The organism is Nonomuraea recticatena (genome assembly GCF_039533245.1).
Lineage (GTDB): Bacteria > Actinomycetota > Actinomycetes > Streptosporangiales > Streptosporangiaceae > Nonomuraea > Nonomuraea roseola.
Window position 1 is genome coordinate 1 of sequence record NZ_BAAATE010000040.1, and the last position, 19137, is coordinate 19137.

A 19137-nucleotide genomic window follows, 5' to 3' on the forward strand; every position below is an offset into this window, starting at 1 on the left:
CCGGCCAGCGAGGAGAACAACACGAACAACGACAACGGCCGCCCCGCCGTCAACTCGTGCAGATACCACGCCGCATCCGCCTTCGGCGCCAGCACCGCGTCGAGCCGGGAGGCGGAGAGCCCTTCGAGGACGGCGTCGTCGAGCACGGCGGCGGTGTGCACCACACCGCCCAGCGGCACCCCCTCCAGCAGACCGGCCAGCGCCTCACGATCGGAGACGTCACAGGCGGCCACCACCACCCGCGCGCCCAGCCCCTCCAGCTCCGCCACCAACTCGGCCGCACAAGGCGCGCCAGGACCGCGACGCGAGACCAGCAACAGATCCCGCACCCCATGACGCGCCACCAACCGCCGCGCCACCAACGCGCCCAGACCACCCGTGCCACCGGTCACCAGCACCGTCCCCGACACCTCGGGCAACGACTCGGCGGCGACCTCACGCCGGGTCAGGCGCGGCGCCAGCAGGTCCTGTCCCGCGGCGGTGAGCTGGGTCTCGCCGGCGGCGATCGCGGCGGCCAGCCGCTCCCAGCCGGAGAAGCCCGGGGCGATCTCGGCGAGGACGAACCGGCCAGGGTGCTCCGACTGCGCCGAGCGCACCAGCCCCCACACCGCCGCCGCCTCGGGCCCGCCTGGGCGGGTGGCGAACACCAGCCGGGACTCGGCGAACCGCTCGTCGGCCAGCCAGCCCTGGGCCAGGTCGAGCACCTCACGCAGGGCGTCGTGCGCGGCGTAGGGGAGGTCGTCGGCGTCGGCGTGGACGGGCGCCAGCACCACGCCAGGGACCCTGCCTGCGCTCATGCCGGCCAGCGAGGCGAGGTCGTAGTGGCGTGGCGCCGCGATGCCCGCCCGCTCCAGTTCGGCGCCCAGGTCGTCGGCCGCCTCGTCGTAGCCGACCAGCGCCCAGTCCCCTTCGCCCGTCCCGGCGCCGAGCATGGGCGGTTCGGCCCATTCGACGGTGTAGCTGGCGGCGGCGGAGGCGGGGCGGGCGGCGCTTCTCGGCAGGCGGCGCAGCGCCAGCAGATCGACGGCGGCGATCCGGTCTCCCGCCCCGTCGAACAGGCTCAGCGCGATCCGGTCGTCTCCGAGATCCGTCACACGAGCGCGCAGCGCCTCCGCGCCGAGCGCGGCCACTCGCACCCCGCTCCAGGAGAACGGCAGCAGCAGCGCGGTGGGGTCGTCGGCCGACTCCAGCACCACCAGGTGCAGCACCGCGTCCAGCAGGGCGGGGTGCAGGACGAACCGCCCTGCGTCGGCGCGTACCTGGTCGGGCGGCGCCACCTCGACGAAGGCGTCGTCGCCCGCGCGCCAGGCGGCGCGCAGCCCCTGGAACGCGGGACCGTAGGCGTACCCCCGCTCGGCGAGCAGGTCGTAGAGCCCGTCCAGGCCGATCGGGAGGCCATCGGGCGGCCAGGAAGGCAGGCGCTCGGGCGGATCCTCGGGGGCAGGGCCGAGCAGGCCGGTGGCGTGGCGGGTCCAGGGGGCGTCGGCGTCGCCGGCAGGGCGGGCGTGGACGGCCACGGTACGGCGGCCCTGTTCGTCCTGGCCGCCGACGGTGACCTGGACGTGGACGCCACCGGCCGCGGGCAGCGGCAGCGGGGCCTCCAAGGTCAGCTCCTCGACGGCGTCGCAGCCCGCCTCGACGGCGGCCTGCAGCGCCAGCTCGACGAAGGCGGTGCCGGGCAGCAGGACGGTGCCGTCCACCGCGTGGTCGGCCAGCCACGGATCGGTACCGGCGGACAGCTGGCCGGCCAGCAGGAAGCCGCCGTCGGCCGCGAGCGGCAGCGCGGTGCCGAGCAGCGGATGGCCGGAGCCGGGGCCGCCGACGGGGCCGGGGGCCAGCCAGTGCCTGTGCCGCTCGAAGGGGTAGGCGGGCAGGCTGTCGTGGTGGCGGCCGGCGGGGCCGACGTCGGCCGCCCAGTCCACGTCGGCGCCGAGCACCCACGCCTGGCCGAGCGCCTTGAACAGCCTCGGCAGGCCGCCGTCGTCGCGCCGCAGCGTGCCCGTGGCGCCTCCGGCGACGCCGGCGGCCGCCAGCGTGTCCACGACGTGGCCGGTGAGCACCGGGTGCGGGCTGGCCTCGACGAACACCGGCGTTCCTGTGGCCGCTACCGCCTCGATCGCCTGCTGGAAGCGGACCGGGTTGCGCAGGCTCGTGAACCAGTAGCCGGCCGTCAGCAGGCCGGTGTCGATGAACTCTCCCGCGTAGGAGGAGCAGAACGCCACCTCGGTGTCGCGGGGCCGTACTCCGTCGAGGCTGCGCAGGATCTCCTCGCGCAGCGCCTCGATGTGCGGGGTGTGGGCGGCGTAGCCGATCGCGACCCTGCGAGCCTGGACGTCGTCGCCGCAGGCGGCGGCGCACTCCTCCAGCGCGTCGGTGTCGCCCGCCACCACCGTGCTGGAAGGGCCGCTGTACACGGCCGGCCACAGGCGGCCGGCCCAGGGCCGCAGCAGTTCCTCGGCCCTGGCGGCGGGCAGCGACACGGCCAGCATGCCGCCCTTGTCCCCGAGCCTCGTCAGGGCCCGGCTGCGCAGCGCGACCACGCGCGCGGCGTCCTCCAGGGAGAGCGCCCCTGCCACGCACGCCGCGGCGATCTCGCCCTGGGAGTGGCCGACGACGGCCGCGGGGTGGACGCCGAGCGAGCGCCACAGCCCGGCCAGTGCGACCATGACGGCGAACAGCGCAGGCTGGATGACGTCCGAGCCCTCCAGTGGGGGCGCGCCGTTCCTGCCGCGCAGCACGTCCACGACCGACCATCCGGTGTACGGCCGCAGCGCGCGGTCGCACCGGGCGACCTGGTCGCGGAAGGCGGGGCTGGCGTCGAGGAGGTCCACGGCCATCCCGGCCCACTGGGAGCCCTGTCCTGGGAAGGCGAACACCGGCCTGGCCTCGGCGGGCGCGGCCCCGCTGGTGACGGCGGCGTGCGGGGTGCCGGCGGACACGGCCTCGAGCCCGGCGAGCAGCTCCTCGCGGTCGGCGGCCACCACCACGGCGCGATGCGCGAACGCGGCTCGCCTGGCCAGCGTCCGCCCGGCGTCGGCCAGCTCGCCGTCCGCGAGCCCGCCGGCGTACGCGTGCAGCCTGGTCGCCTGGGCGCGCAGCGCGGGCTCGCTCCTGGCCGACACCACCCACACCATCGGCCCTGCCTCCGGGTCGAGGACCCGCGGCGCCTCGTCAGGGCGCGCGGCGGGCGGCGACGGGGCGGCTTCCACGATGAGGTGGGCGTTGGTGCCGCTGATGCCGAAGCTGGACACCCCTGCCCGCGGCGGCCGGTCCTGCGCCAGCTCGACCTTCCCTGTGAGCAGCCTGACCCCGGCCGAGGCCCAGTCCACGTGCGGCGTGGGGTCGGCGGCGTGCAGGGTGGGCGGCAGAGTGCGGTGTTCCAGCGCCTTCACCATCTTGATCACCCCGGCCACCCCGGCCGCCGCCTGGGTGTGGCCGATGTTGGACTTGAGCGAGCCGAGCCAGACCGGTCGTCCCGGGTCCCTGCCCTCGCCGTACACGGCGATGATCGAGTCCGCCTCGATGGGATCGCCCAGCCGGGTGCCCGTGCCGTGCGCCTCCACGGCGTCGACCTCGGCGGCGGTGAGCCGGGCGTCGGCCAGCGCCTGCCTGATGACCTCACGCTGCGCCTGGCCGCTCGGCGCGGTGAGGCCGTTGCTGGCGCCGTCCTGGTTGACCGCGCCGCCCCGCAGCACGGCGAGGACCTGATGACCGTTGCGGCGCGCGTCGGAGAGCCGCTCCAGCACGAGCATGCCCGCGCCCTCGGCCCACCCCGTGCCGTCGGCCAGGGCGGAGAAGGCCTTGCACCGTCCGTCGGGGGCCAGGCCGCCCTGCCTGCTGAACTCCACGAACATGCCGGGCGTGGACATGACGGTCACGCCGCCCGCGAGCGCCAGCGCGCATTCCCCGCGGCGCAGCGCCCGCATCGCCAGGATGATCGAGACGAGCGAGGACGAGCAGGCCGTGTCCGTGGTGATCGCCGGTCCGCGCAGGCCGAGCGCGTACGCGACGCGGCCGGAGACGACGCTGAGCGCGGTGCCGGTCAGCAGGTGACCGTCGGAGGCGCCGTCCGGCTGGTGCAGCCGGGGTCCGTAGTCGGGGGCCATGGCGCCGACGTAGACGCCGGTGGCCGAGCCCCGCAGGGTGGCCGGGTCGATGCCGGCGCGCTCCACGGCTTCCCAGCAGGTCTCCAGGAGCACCCGCTGCTGCGGGTCCATGGCCGTGGCCTCGCGCGGGCTGATTCCGAAGAACGCGGCGTCGAACCGGTCGGCGTCATGCAGGAACCCGCCGTACCGGGTGTCGCTGGTGCCCGAGGCGCCGGGGGCGAAGAGCGTGTCGAGGTCCCATCCGCGGTTGGCGGGGAACTCGGTGATCGCGTCGGTGCCGGTGCTGACCAGCCGCCAGAGGTCCTCGGGCGAGACGACCTCGCCGGGGTAGCGGCAGCCCATGCCGACCACCGCGATCGGGTCGTCGTCCGCCCGATCCCGCGCGCCGCCGCCGTCCGCTTCCTCCGGCCCGCCGCCGGTGAGCAGCGCGTGCAGGTGGCCGGCCAGCCGGTCGGGCGTGGGGTGGTCGTACAGCAGTCCTGCGGGCAGCCGCAGCCCGGTGGCCGAGCGCAGCCTGTCCCGCAGCTCGACGGCGGTGGCCGACTCCAGTCCGAGGTCCTTGAACGTGCGCTCAGGCTCCACGGCGGTCGCGTCGCCGTAGCCGAGCAGCCGCGCCGTGGCCGCCAGCACCAGCTCGCGCAGCTCCTTCCTGGACCTGGCCGCCGGCGCGGCCGGCGTTCCCGACGGCTCCGGCGTGCCCGCCGCGTCCGCCGCCTGCGGCCGTGCGGTACGGGGCGGAGGGGCGGCCGTGGTGTGGCGGCGGCGCTGGAACGGGTAGGTGGGCAGGTCCACCAGCCGCCCGCCGGGACAGAGCAGGGCCCAGTCCACGGGCGCGCCCTGGGCGTACGCCTGGGCGAGTGACCGGGTCAGCCGCTGCGCGCCGCCCTCGCCGCGGCGCAGCGTGGCGACCACGGCCACCTCCCGGCCAGCGTCCTCCGCGCTCTCCTCCACGCCCGTGACCAGAACGGGGTGCGGGCTGCACTCCACGAACAGCGCGCAGCTCTCCAGGGCGGCCCGTACGGCCTGGCCGAAGCGGACCGGGCGGCGCAGGCTGCGATACCAGTAGGCGGCGTCGAGCCCTGCCGTGTCCATGGGCTCGCCCGTGAGCGTGGAGACGAACGCCGTCGCGCTGCTCACCGGCCGGATCGGGGCCAGCGCCGCCAGCACCTCCTCGCGCACCGCCTCGACCTCGGGCGAGTGGGAGGCATAGTCCACAGTAATGATCTTGGTTCGGTGGCCGGGCAGCCGGGCGGCGAGCTCGGCCAGCGCCTCTCTCGGGCCGGAGACCACCAGAGAGCGGGGGCCGTTGAAGGCGGCCACGGACACGCCTTCGGGCAGGACCGGCTCGACCACGTCCAGGGGGGCGGCGACCGACATCATGCCGCCCCTGCCGGTGATGCCGGCGATGGCGCGGCTGCGCAGCGCGACGACCCTGGCGGCGTCGGGCAGGGTGAGCGCGCCGGCGACGGTGGCGGCGGCGATCTCGCCCTGGGAGTGGCCGACGACCACGTCGGGCCGCACGCCGTGCGCCCGCCACGTCTCGGCGAGCGAGACCATGACGGCCCACAGGGCGGGCTGCACCACGTCCACCCGGTCCAGGCCCGGGGCGCCGGGACGCTCCTGGAGCACGTCCATCAGGGCGTACCCGGTGAAGGGTTCGAGCGCGCCTGCGCACTCGGCCAGCCGCGCGCCGAAGATCGGCGAGGCGGCGATCAGCTCACGCGCCATCCCCGGCCACTGCGAGCCCTGCCCTGGGAAGACGAAGGCGCACCCGCCGCCCACGGCGCCGCCGGTGACGACGGCGTCGTGGGGACGGCCCGCGGCCAGTGCGCGCAGCGCCTCCTGGCGCGTGGCGGAGTCGGGGGCGAGCACGACGGCACGGCGCTCGAAGGCCGTCCTGCTCACGGCGAGGCTCAACGCCACGTCCACCGGCCGCGCGCCGTCGATGTCCACGCCGGCGTCAGCGTCGTGGGCGGCGGCGATCGTGGCCAGCCGGCCCGCCTGCTCGCGCACCGCCTCCTCCGTCCGCCCGGACACCACCCAGGGCGCCTCCGCGCCCGGCCCCCCGGAGTCGTGTCCCGCAGAGTCGTGTTGCGCGGTGCCGGGCGTTACGCCTGGGGCGACCGTGGCGGTGGGAGGAGGCTCGGCGACGATCAGGTGGCAGTTCGTGCCGCCCATGCCGAAGGAGCTGACGCCCGCCACCAGACGGCCGCCCACCGGCCAGGGGCGGGTCTCCTGCACCACCCGCAGGCGCAGGGCGTCCAGGGGGATCTGCGCGGGAGGCGTCTGGAAGTGCAGGCTGGCGGGCAGCCGGCGGTGCTTGACCGCGAGCACCACCTTGAGCAGCCCGGCGATGCCCGCCGCGCCCTCCAGGTGGCCGATGTTCGTCTTGACGGACCCGACCAGGAGCGGCTCCGTACGCCCGGCTCCGTAGGCGGCGCCGAGCGCCGCCGCCTCCACCGGGTCGCCGACCCTGGTGCCCGTGCCGTGCAGCTCGACGTAGCCCACGTCGCCCGGCGTGACCCCGGCTTCGGCGCAGGCGAGCCTGATGACCTCCTCCTGCGCCCGTGCGCTCGGCACGGTCAGCCCCTCGCCGCCGCCGTCGTTGTTGACGGCCCCGCCGAGGATCACCGCGTGCACCTGGTCGCCGTCGGCCAGCGCGTCGGCCAGCCGCTTGAGCACCACGACCGCGCCGCCCTCGCCGCGCACGTACCCGTTGGCCCGCTCGTCGAAGACGTGGCAGCGTCCGTCGGGCGACAGCGCGCCGAAGGCGCCGATGGCGGCGGTGGTCTCGGCGAGCAGGTTCAGGTTCACCCCGCCGGCCAGCGCCAGGTCGCTCTCACCGCGCCGCAGGCTCGCCCCGGCCATCTGGACCGCGACGAGCGACGACGACTGGCCCGTGTCGAGGGTGAGGCTGGGCCCGCGCAGCCCGAGCACGTACGAGATCCGGTTGGCGATCAGCGCCCGGTTGACGCCGGTGTAGGCGTGCCGGCCGGGGCTCGCGGTCCTGTCACTCAGCGCGGCGTAGTCCTGGGAGATGGCGCCGAGGAAGACGCCGGCGGCGCTGCCGCGCAGCGCGGCGGGCAGGACGCGGGCGTTCTCCAGCGCCTCCCAGCCGAGTTCGAGCGCCAGCCGCTGGTGCGGGTCCATCGCCGCCGCCTCGTTCGGCGAGATGCCGAAGAAGGCCGCGTCGAAGCCGTCCACGTCGGCCAGGAATCCGCCCCTGCGGTACTCGGCGGCCTCCGGCCACCGGCCGGCGGGCGCGTCGGCGACCGCGTCAACGCCCTCGCGCAGCAGCCTCCAGAAACCCGCCGGATCGGCGGCCTGAGGGAGCCTGCACGCCATGCCGATGACGGCGATCGCGTCCGGCCCGCCCGTCCCGGGTCGCTGTCTCGACTCAGCCATCAATACGCCACCCCAAGCCTCGGGCGTCCATAAGACGCCGTTTATCCGAACGGCTGTGATGCATTTACCGACAGCCGGACGAGTTCGCGGCTATTGCATAGTGAATGAGACCCTAATTGCCGGTCCTCATGCGGCACACGGTCTGCGGGCGGCACCTTGTTGCCGCCATTTATTGCCATCGCCTCCGACCGGGACGAGCCTTGACCCGGACGTCCGGGTCGGGGATGAATGACGGACGGAGAAATCCGCGGGAGGAGGGGCGCATGCCCGTCGAGTCTCCGCTCAGCCACGGCCAGCTCTTCAGCTGGCGCGAGATCGAGCGGTATCCGGAGGACTGGCTGGCCGAGGCGAACCTGCCGGCCACCTGGGATCTGCGTGGCCTGTCCACCGGGCAGGTGACGGCCGCGCTGGAGCGGCTCGTCGAGCGGCACGAGGCCCTGCGGACCACCTACCACCTGGGCGGCGACGTCCCGGTCCAGCACGTGCACGAGGTCGTGGCGCCGCCGATCGAGCGGGTCGACCGGATCGTCACCGACCCCTCGGAGCACGAGCGGACCAAGGCCGAACTGGTGGCGCTGCCGTTCTCGATGGCAGGCGACCTCAACTGGCGCGGCCGGATGGTCAGCTCGCGGGGCGCCCCGGTGTACCTGTCGCTGACCTTCTCCCATCTGATCGTCGACCTGTGGTCGATCCACCACCTACAGGACGAGTTCAAGGCGCTGACGTCCGGCGCGGGCGCGGTGGCGCCGGCCGGACCGCCGCCGCGCGAGCTGGCGCGGCGGCAGCGCGGGGCTGCCTGGCGGCCCCGGCAGGAGAGCGCGGAGCGCTACTGGCGGGGGGTGCTGGCCGAGGGGCTCACGGACGAGCTGCCGACGCTGCCCGCACGGGTCAAGCGGGAGCGGCTGGAGCTGACCCTGCACTCGCGGCGCCTGGGCGGCCTGGCGGCGGAGACGGCCCGCAGGCACGGCGTCACCGCCCCCGCGGTGGTGATGGCCTTCGTGGCCGCCGGTCTGGCCAGGCATCTCGGCACCGACCGGGTCACGATGAGTCTGATGTCGTCCAACCGGTTCGCCCCTGAGGACCAGCACCTCATCGGCACGATGAACCAGCTCATCCCCGTCGTCACGGAGGTGGACCGGCGGGCCACGCTCGCCGAGCACATCAGGCGCCTGCACTGGGCGGGCGCCCGGGCCTACCGTCACGGCTCCTACGACGTCGACCGGATCGCCGAGGTGGCCGGGGCCGCAGGGCCGGCGCCGGAGCACGGCTGCTGGATCAACCACCTCTTCCGTGCCTGGTTCAACTACATCCAGGTCGACAGGCGGCCGTGCGACCCGGCTGACCAGACGCCCGCCGAGCTGGCCTGGACGCCTCTGGCCCAGCCGTACGGCCAGGCCTTCCGGGTCCGGATCGAGGTGCGGGGCGGGCGCACCAGCGTGCTCATGCTGGCCGACCCCGAGGTGCTGCCGGCCCCTGCGATGGTCGACATCATGCGGACGATCCCGCTGGGGATGCAGCTCGCGCTGACCGACCCCGGCCGGGCGTTGAAGGACCTGTGGAGCGCGGGCGAGGAGCTGCCGCCGGCGCTGTTCCCCTCCCGTCCGCCCGAGCCGCCCGGGTAGCGGCCTGGCCATCATCGTGGAGAGCTCATGGCACGCACCCTCTACCAGTGGTTCGCCGGTTCTGCGGCGCGGTTCGGCGATCGGGTCGCCCTGGAGGTCGGCGGCGAACGGTACACCTACGCCGAGCTGGAGGCGATGTCCGGGGTTCTCGCGGCGCGGATCGCGGCCACCTGCGACCGGCCACCCGCGCGGGTGGGGTTGCACGCCGGCCGCGGCGTCCTGGCCTACGCCGGGTATCTGGCGATCCAGCGGCTGGGCGCGGCGGCGGTCCCGCTGAACCCGGCCGCGCCGGCCGCGCGCAACTGCCTGGTGGCCGCCTCCGCCCGCCTCGACCTCGTGCTGTCCGACGCCTCCCACGAGCCGCCGGATCTCGCCGGGCCGTCAGGGCGCGGCCCGCGCACCGTGCGGGTGGACCAGAGCGCCCTGCGGACCGGCCCGCGCCCCGCCGCCGCCTTTCGGGAGGCGGGCGCCGACGACCTGGCCTATGTGCTGTTCACGTCGGGATCCACCGGCGTCCCGAAGGGGGTGCCGGTGCGCCATCGCGGCGTGGACGCCTACCTGCGGCACGTGATCCCCCGGTACGAGCTCGGCCCAGGCAGCCGCGTCTCCCAGACCTTCGACCTGACCTTCGACCTGTCGGTGTTCGACCTGTTCGCCACCTGGGGCAGCGGCGCGACGCTCGTCGTGCCCGGCCGCTACGACCTGCTCAAGCCTGTCGCGTTCGCCGCTCGGGAACGGCTGACCCACTGGTTCTCGGTGCCGTCGGTGGTGTCGGTGGCCATGCGGTTGCGCCGGCTGACGCCCGCGGCGATGCCGTCACTGCGGTGGAGCCTGTTCTGCGGGGAGCCTCTCACCCTGCGGCAGGCCGACGCCTGGCGGGTGGCCGCGCCAGGCAGCGTCCTGGAGAACCTGTACGGCCCGACGGAGCTGACGCTCAGCTGCACCGAGTACCGCCTGCCTGCCGACCGGTCCCGCTGGCCGGAGACGGTCAACGGCACGGTGCCGATCGGCCTGCCCTACCCCGGCGTCGAGCATCTGGTGCTCGACGGGGACGGGCGGCCCGCCGAGGAGGGCGAGCTGTGCCTGCGCGGCGTGCAGCGCTTCCCCGGTTACACCGATCCGGCGGCGAACGCGGGCCGGTTCGCCGCCTTCGACGGCGGCTCCGCCGTCCCCGCCGCGACGGGCGACACGGCCGCGCCCGAGCTGTGGTACCGCACCGGGGACCGGGTGGCGTGGCGCGACGGGCTCCTGGTGCACCTGGGCCGGTTGGACCAGCAGGTGAAGATCTCGGGTCACCGGGTGGAGCTGGGCGAGGTCGAGTGCGCCCTGCGCGGGCAGCCGGGGGTGCGGGAGGCGATCGTGCTGGCGGTGCCAGGGCCCGACGGCGAGGCGGAGCTGGCCGCCGCCTGCACAGGCGCGGGCCTGGACGCGATGACGCTGGTCAAGGGCGTCACGCAGGCGCTGCCCGGATACATGGTGCCCCGCTCGGTCACGGTGCTGGCGGAGCTGCCGCTCAACGCCAACGGCAAGGTGGACCGGCGAGCCCTGGTGGGCCTGCTGGGCAGGTGATCCGCGTCAGAACGACCGGGAGCTGTCCGATCCTGTCGTCATCAGCGTGGACAGCGCCCGCCACAACGAGCCGACGGTCGCGAACGTGGCCTCGTCCAGGATCTCGTCGGGCAGTTCGACCGCGTAGCCGTTCTCGATGTCGACGAGCAGGCGCACCACGCCCATCGAGTCGAGGCCGAGCGCGGACAGCTCGTCGCGGGCGGTCAGTCCGCCCGCCTCGGCGTACGGCAGATGCGCGCGCAGAATGCTCTGGAACCGGTCCGGTATTTCCAGCATCGCATTACCTCGAATCCAGCGGAGAATACTCGCCGATATCGAGGCTGCCGAATGGCCGGGCGCCGGTCAAGGCGGCGGGGAAAGGCGCACGTGGCAGCTTATCCCGGGCCGGAACCTGCCATTGAGCAGTGGTTGTGCCGGGTGCCGGAAAAGCTGATCCTCGAACGTGTCCGGGATTTTGCGACGACCGCTGGGGGTGGGAACCGGTGAAATCCGCGAACCTGGGCTGGGGACAGCGCTACATGTGGCTGCGGTTCCATCAGCTGCCGCCCCGCCACCAGCGCGAGACGCACGTGGTCCTGCGCTTCGATCTGCCCTCGGGGCTCACGGTCGCCGCCTGCAGGGCGATGCTCACCTACCTCGTGCGCCGGCACGAGATCCTGCGCACCACCTTCGACCTCGGCCCTGAGCCGGCGCAGCGGGTGCATCCGGCCGCGCCGCTACCGGTCACGGTGGCCACGACCGAGCGGGACGGCACCGCCGCGCCCGCCGACGTGGTCGAGGAGCTCACCGGCAGGCCGTTCGACCTCGCCGCCGAGTGGCCGATCCGGGCCTGCCTGATCACTTCGGGCGGCGTGCCGAGGCACTGCGTGCTGGTGTTCAACCACCTGGCCGTGGACGTGTGGACGCTCGGCGAGATCAAGCGGGAGCTGCGCGCGCAGAGCGCAGGCGCCGCCGCCCGCCGTCCCGCGGCCCTGCTCCCTGTGCGCCGCCAGCCCGCCGACCTGGCCCGTTACGAGGCGTCGGCCGACGCCGCCATCCTGGCGTCGCAGGCGATGGCGTACTGGCAGGACGAGGTGGCAGGGTTGCCCGCCGACCCGTTCGCGGCGCGGCGCGGCGCGCGGTCAGAGCCGCCCGCCCGGCACGCGACGCTGGTCTCACCGGCGATGTTGGGGGCCTCGCGGCGACTGGCAGGCCGGCACGGCGTGTGGCCGTCGCTGGTGCACGTGGCCGCCTACACCGCGATGATGGCCGCCTACACCGGCCAGGACAGCGTCGCGCACCTGGCGTTCGTCAGCAACCGCGGGTCCCACCCTTGCCCGGACGTGCTGACGTGCATGTTCTCGCCGATGCTGGTGCGGGTCGGCTGCGCAGGCGACCCGTCGTTCGGCGAGCTGCTGCGCCAGGTGGCGGGCGCGTACGAGCGGGCGGGAGAGCACGCGTACGTGCCCTACGACAAGGTCGTCGAGATGGTGTCGAGGGAGGGCTCCCTGCGCGGCACGGCCGTACGGCTGGGCTCGGAGATCAACTTCATCAAGCAGCGCACCAAGGAGTACGGCGGCCGGCGCACCGCCTTCACCTGGAACCCGGTCCCGGAGGCCTGGGCGCACCACGGCTCCGACACCTATCTGCGCGTGGACGAGTGGCGTGACGCCGTCGCCGTGGCGCTCCACGCCGCCTCGCCGGTCATGGACGCCGTCGCCGTGGAGCGCTTCCTGCGCGGCATGGAGGCGCTGGTGCTCGCGCACGACGACCCCGCCACCGACCTGCCGCTGAGCGAGGCGGCCCGGCTGGCCGGGTTCGAACCGCCCCGCGGCGCGCCCGCCGCCGCCCCGATCGAGGTCTGGGACGGCGAGGCGGGCCCCGCCGCCCGCGCGCTGGTCGACGCCGTGCGGCAGGCGCACGGTCTCGGCGACCTCGACCTGTCCGACAGCTACACCCTCGCCGGAGGTCAGGCCCTGCGCATCCCGCAGGTGCTGGCCGAGCTCACCAGGCGCGGCTGGGAGGGCCTGACCCTCAACCAGCTCGCCGGTCCTGCGCCGCTGGGCGCGCTGGCCTCCCGGCTGGCCCCGAACCCGCGGACCGCCCCTGCCCAGAACCCCGTGAATTCGGAGTGACACCATCATGAACCACGTATCCACCGGCCAGGTGTCCAGGTCACGCCGGCTGGTCGCCTCCGAGCAGGAGCTCCGCGACGCCATAGCCCGGGAACTGCCAGGCCAGGACCTCGGCGGCCTGGTCGTCATGGGCGGCCACTTCATGCTGTTCGAGGACGAGGCGTCGGGGCGGCTGGTCCCCGGCGTCATCGAGGAGCAGGCGGACGAGACCATGCGCCGCCGCATCGCCGGTCGCGTCGGCATCTTCCCCGGCTACACCTGGGAGCTGTCGGCCGGCCTGCTGCGCGACTACGCCGCGGCGGGGGTGGAGTCCCGGCTGCTCCTGCTCGTCAACGACTGGCAGTACGTGCCGTCGGCGGACCGGCCCGCCGGCGAGCTGCGCGCCGAGTTCTTCGAGGGGTTCACCGCGCTGCCCGCGGCCTACGAGAAGATCCTCTGCGAGGCCGGGCTGTCGGCCGCGGACGTGCTGCCGAGCAGGAAGCATCCGCTGGCCTTCCCCGAGACCTGGCTGAAGTACCGCTTCCAGAAGTCCGCCGACCGGCTGGTCAAGCAGGGCCGCCTGGAGAAGCGCTACCTCGACGGCGGGAGCGGGGACAGCGAGGTGGCCTTCCTCGACGCCGCCGGCAACTATCGCACGCTGATCAGCTGCGGCATCACCGGTTGCGCCGGCGAGATCACCGAGATGGTCGCCGAGGTGTACCGGGCAGGCTACCGGGCGATCCTGATCTTCGCGCCGGGCGAGTGCCTGATGCCCGTGCAGACCGGCGTGGACATCGCGCTGAGCCTGTACGACCTTCCGGGCATGAGGGTGGTGATCGCCGACCCCGGCGGCAGCGGAGAGATGTCCCCCGAGGAGATCTACGGCAAGCTCGTCACCGTCAGCACGTTCCGGAGCTGACGTCGTGAAGAAGCTCATCTATCTGGACGGCTGCGCGACGACGCGGGTGGACGACGAGGTGTTCGAGGCGATGCTGCCGTTCCTCCGCGAGGAGTACGGCAACCCGTCCTCCCCGCACGTGCTCGGCAAGCGGGCGAGGCGGGCCGTGGACGAGGCGGCCGCCTCGGTGGCCGCCCTCATGGGGGCCGACCCCGCCGACGTGGTGTTCACCTCCGGCGCGACAGAGGGCAACAATCTGGCGCTGCTCGGCATGTTCAGCCACGACGACCGGGCGCCGGTCAGCGGGCTGTTCTGCCCGACCGACCACAAGTCGTCGCTGGCGATCGGCAGGGCGCTGGCCGCCCGCGGCGTGGACGTCAGGACGATGCGGGTCGGACCGGACGGCAGGATCGACCTGCAGCACCTGGCCGGCCTGCTCGACCTGCACTCCAGGGTGGCGACCACGGCCTGGGTCAACAGCGAGATCGGCACCGTGCAGCCGGTGGCGGCGATGGCCGCGCTCTGCCACGAGGTGGGGGCCATGCTGCACGTGGACGCCGCCCAGGCGGCCGGGCGGGTCCCGCTGCGCGTGCGGGAGGCCGAGGTCGACACGATGTCGCTGTCCGGGCACAAGATCCGCGGCCCCAAGGGCGTCGGCGCGCTGTACGTCCGGCCGGAGATCCGCCATCGGCTGCGGCCGGTCATGTTCGGCGGCGGGCAGTACGAGCTGCGCAGCGGGACGATCCCGACGCACCTGGTGGTCGGGCTGGGCAAGGCGTGCGAGCTGGCGCTGGCCCGGCTCGACGCCGAGCGGCGGCGCGCCGTCGAGCTGCGCGCCACCGCGCTGGACATGCTGCGCGCGGGACTGCCGGGCGTGCGCGTCAACGGCGACCCGCGCCACGGGGTTCCGCACGTGCTCAACGTGGTCCTGCCCGGCGTGCGCGGGGAGAGCCTGGTCTCCAGCCTGTCGACGGTGGCGCTGGCCACCGGGTCGGCGTGCAACTCCGGCTCGCAGGAGCCCTCGCACGTCCTGACCGCCATCGGCCTGAGCGCACAGGACGCCAACAGCTCGGTCCGGATCTGCCTGGACGCCAGGATGCCGTTCGAAGATCTGGTGCTCGGCCTCGACCTGATCGTGGAACGGGCCCGCGACCTGGCGGGCGTGGTCGTCGCCATGGGCGGCCACGCCCCCTTCAGCCCGTCTTGAGGAACTTCCTGGCCGCTTCCACCCCGGCCTGGAAGCGGCTGGTGGCGTCGAGGTCGCGCATGAGGGTGGCGATGTGCCGGCGGCAGCTGCGCACCGACATGCCGAGCTTCCTGGCCACCACCTCGTCGGTGTAACCCTTGGCCATGAGCGTGGCGATGGACTGCTGGAGGTCGTCGGCGACGGTGGCGTAGCCGAACTCGACGCCCTCCAGCGGCGTCGCCGTCTCCCACAGATGGTTGAACATGTCGAGGAAGAACTGGGCGATCCCCTGGTTGCGCACCCGGGCGAGGCTGACGTCGCCGCCTTCCCCGCCCTCGCCGTCGCCGAACAGGACGACGAGTGAGCGGTCGAAGACGATCGCCGAGCGCGGCACGTGGCTGACGGTGTAGACCTCCACGCCTGCGTCGGTCAGCCGCTTCATCGCCAGCCGCGTGGCCACGTCGGCCCTGCTGCGGTGCTGGCAGATGACCCGCACGGTCACGCCCCTGGCGACCAGCACCAGGAACATCTGCGACAGGTCGCCGGCCTCGCCCACGCCGCCCTGCAGGACGAGCAGCTCGTCGCGGCAGGCGTCGCCGGCCGTCTTCAGGAAGCCGCGCACCTCCATGGCTCCCACCAGGTACTCCACGGTGCTGGGCGGAGGATCGCCGCCGGTCCTGGCGCCGAAGACGCCGACCCGCTCGCGGATCTGGTCGATGAGCTCGCGCCGCCGGTAGATCTCCCGCTCGACGGAGGACACCAGCGAGGCGACCGCGAGATCGGGATCGACGGGCACGAACCGTCCGCCCGCGCCGTCGTCGGCGCGCAGCAGGCGGCTCTCCATCAGGTGCCGCACGGCCTCGCTCACCAGGTGGACGTCGATCCCCAGGTCGGCTGCGGCCACTTCGACCGCCTCGATCGCCCCCTTGCGGGCGGCATAGTGGTACACGTCGGTCACATGCTCGCCACCGGAGGGCGACCTGCCGGTGAACAGCGCCGTCATGGACATGATGGTCACTCCTTACTCACCTGTTCGCGAACCGCTCGGCCACCGAGATGACGTACTGGCCGTAGGCGGACGTGCCGAGTTCGACGCCGAGCCGGTGGCACGTCTCGGCGTCGATGTAGCCCATGCGCAGGGCGATCTCCTCCAGGCAGGCGATCCGCACGCCCTGCCGCTGCTCCATGAGCTGGACGTACTGGCCCGCCTGCAGCAGCGACTCGGGGGTTCCGGCGTCCAGCCACGCGAAGCCGCGACCGAGGTCGACCAGCTTCGCCTTGCCTCTTTCGAGGTAGACGCGGTTGAGGTCGGTGATCTCCAGCTCGCCCCGCGCCGACGGGGTGAGGTTCTTGGCGATGTCGACCGCGTCGCCGTCGTACAGGTAGAGACCGACGATCGCGCGGTTGGAGCGGGGCGCCGCCGGCTTCTCCACGATGGACAGCAGCCGGCCGTCCGCGGCCGTCTCGCCGATGCCGTACCGGTGGGGGTCGCCGACCGGGTAGCCGAACAGCACGCAGCCGTCCAGGCTGCGGCACTCCTGACGGAGCAGTTCCTGGAAGGAGTGGCCGTGGAAGACGTTGTCGCCGAGGACGAGCGCGACCGGGTCGCCGCCGATGTGCCCGGCCCCGATCAGCAGGGCCTCGGCGATGCCGTTGGGCTCTGGCTGTTCGGCGTAGTCGAGGCGGAGCCCGAGGTGGGAGCCGTCGCCGAGCAGGCGGTGCAGCTGCGGCAGGTCCCTGGGCGTGGTGATGATCAGGATGTCCCTGATCCCGGCCAGCATGAGCACCGACAGCGGGAAGTACACCAGCGGCTTGTCGTTGACCGGCAGGAGCTGCTTGGAGACCGCCAGCGTGGTGGGCAGCAGGCGGGTGCCCCGCCCTCCGGCGAGCAGGATGCCCTTCATCGCGTTCCCTCCTTCCTGCCCGGCGCTCACGTGCGGGCCGGGGTACGGCGGCTGAACAGGACCAGGGAGATGACCAGGAGCAGGGCGGCCATCCCCGCGAGCACGCCGAGCTGCGGCAGCACCGCGTCCAGGCCGGTGCCGGGCTCGGCGAGCGTCAGCAGCGCGTCCATCCCCCAGGCGTGCGGGAAGAGGTGGCCGATGGCGTTGAGCACCTCTCCCGAGGACTCGCGCGGCCACAGGCAGCCGCCGAGCATGCCGAGGACCACGCCGAGCGGCGGGCCGATCGCCGGAGCCTGGTCGGGCGATCGCAGCAGCGTGCCGACGAGGAGCGCGGCTCCGGTCGCGACGAGCGCGAACACGCCCACGACAGCCGCCACGCCGAGCGGGTCGCCCCACGAGACGCCGAATGCCAGCGCACTGACCACCACGATGAGCGCGGCCTGCGCGAGCGCGACGAACAGGCGGCTCAGCGCCTCGCCGAGCAGCACCGACCTGCGCCGCACGGGAGCGGTGAGCGCGCGCTGCAGCATGCCCAGCCGGCGGCTCTCCACCAGGGCGGCCGCCACGGCCATCGAGTTGATGAAGGTGAACAGCAGCAGGTTGGCCGGGGCCGTGTACGCGAAGCCGCGCGGATCGCCGCCGCCCGTGGCCGAGCCGGTCACGCCGACGCGGCCAGACTCGGCCTGCGCCCTGCGCACGTACCCGGCGGCCTGCTCGGGAGTGGCGCCGGCGGCCACGACGGCCCTGGTGGCCTCCAGGACGGCGGCGACCTTGGCGACCGCGCCGCCGATGGCGCCGCGGGCGGCCAGGCCGCTGCCGTTGGTCTGGGTCACGACGAGGTCCAGGCGGCCGGCGCCTGGCGAGATGACCAGGCCGGCGGCCAGCGAGCCGGCCCGCACGCCGGACCGTACGTCCTCGGCCGCGTCCAAGGGCCGCACCTCCAGGTCGGGATGCTCGCGCAGCTCGGCGAGCAGGGCGGCGGTGACGGCGTCGGAGCCGGGGGCGACGACGCCGACGGGAAGCCGGGAGGAGCCCGCGCCGCCACCGAACGCCATGCCGACGAACAGGATGGACACGAAAGGCATGACGACCATGAAGAACAGGCCGGTGCGGTCGCGGGTGTGCCTGCGCAGGTTGGCGGCCACCAGCGCGGCCACCGGCCTCGGGCGGAGGGTCACAGCAGCATCCCCTTCCTGAGGCCGAGGACGGCCAGGCCGCCCGCGGCGAGCGCGATCGCCAGCAGGACGCCGATCGGCCCCATGACGGCGGCCACGCCCGCGCCGGACCCGGCCAGCTCCGCCAGCGCCGTGGCGGTCCAGCCGTTCGGCGTCAGCAGCGCCACGGCCTGGAGCACGCCGGGCAGGCTGTGCAGCGGTACGAGGCTGCCGCCGAGGAACGCCATCACGAACGAGATGACCATGATCACCCCGTCGGCCTGGGCGTCGGTCTTGACCCTGGCGGCCACCAGCATGGTGATCGCTGCGGCGGCCAGCACGTGGGCGGTCAGCACGGCGAGCACCGCGAGCGGGTCGCCCCAGCTGGAGCCGAAGATCAGCGTGCCGGAGACCCAGGTGGCGCACACGCTGACCATGGCCAGCGCGAACCCGACCACGGCCTTGCCCGCGACCGGGACCCAGGCGGCGAGCGGCCCGGCCCGCATCCGGTCGAGGGTGCCGAGCTTGCGCTCGGTGAGCAGGCTCCTGAACGACGCGCCGACCACGAAGAAGGCGAACAGCGCCGCCATGCCGGAGCCGTAGTAGACCGCGAGGTCCACCTTGCCGCCGGCCAGCGGGTCTCCGGTGAGCCTGAGCGCGGGCCCTGCCGCGCCGTTGCGCTCCACCAGCTCCTTGACGCGCTCTCCCGGCACCCCTGCGAGCAGGGCGGCGCGCACCGCCAGCGTCCTGGCGTCCACCACCGCCGAGATGCGGTCCACGACGGCTCCCGCGACCACTCCGGCCAGCGGCGAGCGGGGCGAGGTCAGGACGGTGACGTCGCCGCCCTCCCCCGCGCCGACGCTGCGGGTGAACCCGGCGGGGAAGATGATGGCCGCGCCGATCTCGTCGGCGTCGAGCGCCCGCCTCGCCTCACCGCCGCTCGCCAGGTCGCGCAGCGTCACGCTGCCCTTCAGCTCCTCTGCCGCCGTCACCTCGCGCCGCACGCTGGCGGGGAACTCTCCGCCGTCCAGGTCCACGAAGCCGACCGTGGCGCGCAGCGGCGGGTCGTCGCCGCCCAGGGCCAGCCCGAACAGCGTGGCCAGGGTCACCGGCACGACGAGCGCGATGACGATCGCGGTGCCGTCGCGCAGGCGGGTGCGCAGTTCGAGTGCGCTCACCGTGAGCATGGCTCGCCACATG

11 protein-coding genes are annotated in these 19137 nt (G+C 74.1%); 5 read left to right on the top strand and 6 right to left on the bottom strand.

The annotated features are described in order from the left end of the window. Positions 1–7511 (bottom strand): SDR family NAD(P)-dependent oxidoreductase (locus ABFX50_RS43550; RefSeq protein ID WP_346155142.1); only part of this gene is annotated, 7511 nt, incomplete at its 3' end. A 263-nt stretch (positions 7512–7774) separates the two neighbouring features. Here ABFX50_RS43550 and ABFX50_RS43555 point away from each other — a divergent pair. Both ABFX50_RS43555 and ABFX50_RS43560 read left to right on the top strand, forming a co-directional pair. Beyond that, positions 7775–9133 carry a condensation domain-containing protein gene (locus ABFX50_RS43555; RefSeq protein ID WP_346155144.1) on the top strand — a complete coding sequence of 453 codons (1359 nt, stop codon included), beginning with the start codon at positions 7775–7777 and terminating at the stop codon, positions 9131–9133. A 27-nt stretch (positions 9134–9160) separates the two neighbouring features. Next, positions 9161–10702 carry an AMP-binding protein gene (locus ABFX50_RS43560; RefSeq protein ID WP_346155146.1) on the top strand — a complete coding sequence of 514 codons (1542 nt, stop codon included), beginning with the start codon at positions 9161–9163 and terminating at the stop codon, positions 10700–10702. Between the two features lie 6 nt (positions 10703–10708). Here the strand turns inward: ABFX50_RS43560 and ABFX50_RS43565 are convergent, their stop codons facing one another. After that, positions 10709–10978, bottom strand: coding sequence for a phosphopantetheine-binding protein (locus ABFX50_RS43565; RefSeq protein ID WP_346117188.1), 270 nt, complete (start codon positions 10976–10978; stop codon positions 10709–10711). 206 nt (positions 10979–11184) lie between these two features. Here ABFX50_RS43565 and ABFX50_RS43570 point away from each other — a divergent pair, with 206 nt between their 5' ends. The 3 genes from ABFX50_RS43570 to ABFX50_RS43580 are packed head-to-tail and all read left to right on the top strand — an operon-like array spanning position 11185 to position 14900. After that, on the top strand, positions 11185–12816 hold the full coding sequence (locus tag ABFX50_RS43570) for a condensation domain-containing protein (protein ID WP_346155150.1): 1632 nt from the start codon (positions 11185–11187) through the stop codon (positions 12814–12816). 7 nt (positions 12817–12823) lie between these two features. After that, positions 12824–13714, top strand: a complete 891-nt coding sequence (locus tag ABFX50_RS43575; RefSeq protein WP_346155153.1) for a hypothetical protein — start codon at positions 12824–12826, stop codon at positions 13712–13714. Positions 13715–13718: 4 nt separating this feature from the next. Continuing rightward, positions 13719–14900, top strand: a complete 1182-nt coding sequence (locus ABFX50_RS43580; RefSeq protein ID WP_346155156.1) for a cysteine desulfurase family protein — start codon at positions 13719–13721, stop codon at positions 14898–14900. Here the strand turns inward: ABFX50_RS43580 and ABFX50_RS43585 are convergent. From ABFX50_RS43585 to ABFX50_RS43600, 4 genes are read right to left on the bottom strand one after another with little or no spacing between them, the layout of a single operon-like run. Next, positions 14887–15888, bottom strand: coding sequence for a hypothetical protein (locus ABFX50_RS43585; protein WP_346155157.1), 1002 nt, complete (start codon positions 15886–15888; stop codon positions 14887–14889). The genes ABFX50_RS43580 and ABFX50_RS43585 overlap by 14 nt on opposite strands. Before the next feature lie 16 nt (positions 15889–15904). After that, the gene (rfbA, locus tag ABFX50_RS43590; RefSeq protein WP_346117178.1) at positions 15905–16783 is read right to left on the bottom strand and encodes a glucose-1-phosphate thymidylyltransferase RfbA; all 879 of its coding nucleotides are present in this window, start codon (positions 16781–16783) and stop codon (positions 15905–15907) included. 26 nt (positions 16784–16809) lie between these two features. Further along, a complete protein-coding gene (locus ABFX50_RS43595; RefSeq protein WP_346155162.1) occupies positions 16810–17961 on the bottom strand; it encodes an ABC transporter permease in 1152 nt (383 codons plus the stop codon). Beyond that, positions 17958–19124, bottom strand: coding sequence for an ABC transporter permease (locus ABFX50_RS43600; protein ID WP_346155166.1), 1167 nt, complete (start codon positions 19122–19124; stop codon positions 17958–17960). The genes ABFX50_RS43595 and ABFX50_RS43600 overlap by 4 nt, the downstream gene beginning before the upstream one ends. Between the last annotated feature and the right edge of the window lie 13 nt (positions 19125–19137).

Bases quoted from the DNA above. Each gene is read 5' to 3' on its own strand.
- ABFX50_RS43555 (WP_346155144.1), top strand. From the start codon at position 7,775: ATGCCCGTCGAGTCTCCGCTCAGCCACGGCCAGCTCTTCAGCTGGCGC.
- rfbA (WP_346117178.1), bottom strand. From the start codon at position 16,783: ATGAAGGGCATCCTGCTCGCCGGAGGGCGGGGCACCCGCCTGCTGCCC.
- ABFX50_RS43575 (WP_346155153.1), top strand. From the start codon at position 12,824: ATGAACCACGTATCCACCGGCCAGGTGTCCAGGTCACGCCGGCTGGTC.
- ABFX50_RS43600 (WP_346155166.1), bottom strand. From the start codon at position 19,124: ATGCTCACGGTGAGCGCACTCGAACTGCGCACCCGCCTGCGCGACGGC.
- ABFX50_RS43565 (WP_346117188.1), bottom strand. From the start codon at position 10,978: ATGCTGGAAATACCGGACCGGTTCCAGAGCATTCTGCGCGCGCATCTG.
- ABFX50_RS43585 (WP_346155157.1), bottom strand. From the start codon at position 15,888: ATGTCCATGACGGCGCTGTTCACCGGCAGGTCGCCCTCCGGTGGCGAG.
- ABFX50_RS43560 (WP_346155146.1), top strand. From the start codon at position 9,161: ATGGCACGCACCCTCTACCAGTGGTTCGCCGGTTCTGCGGCGCGGTTC.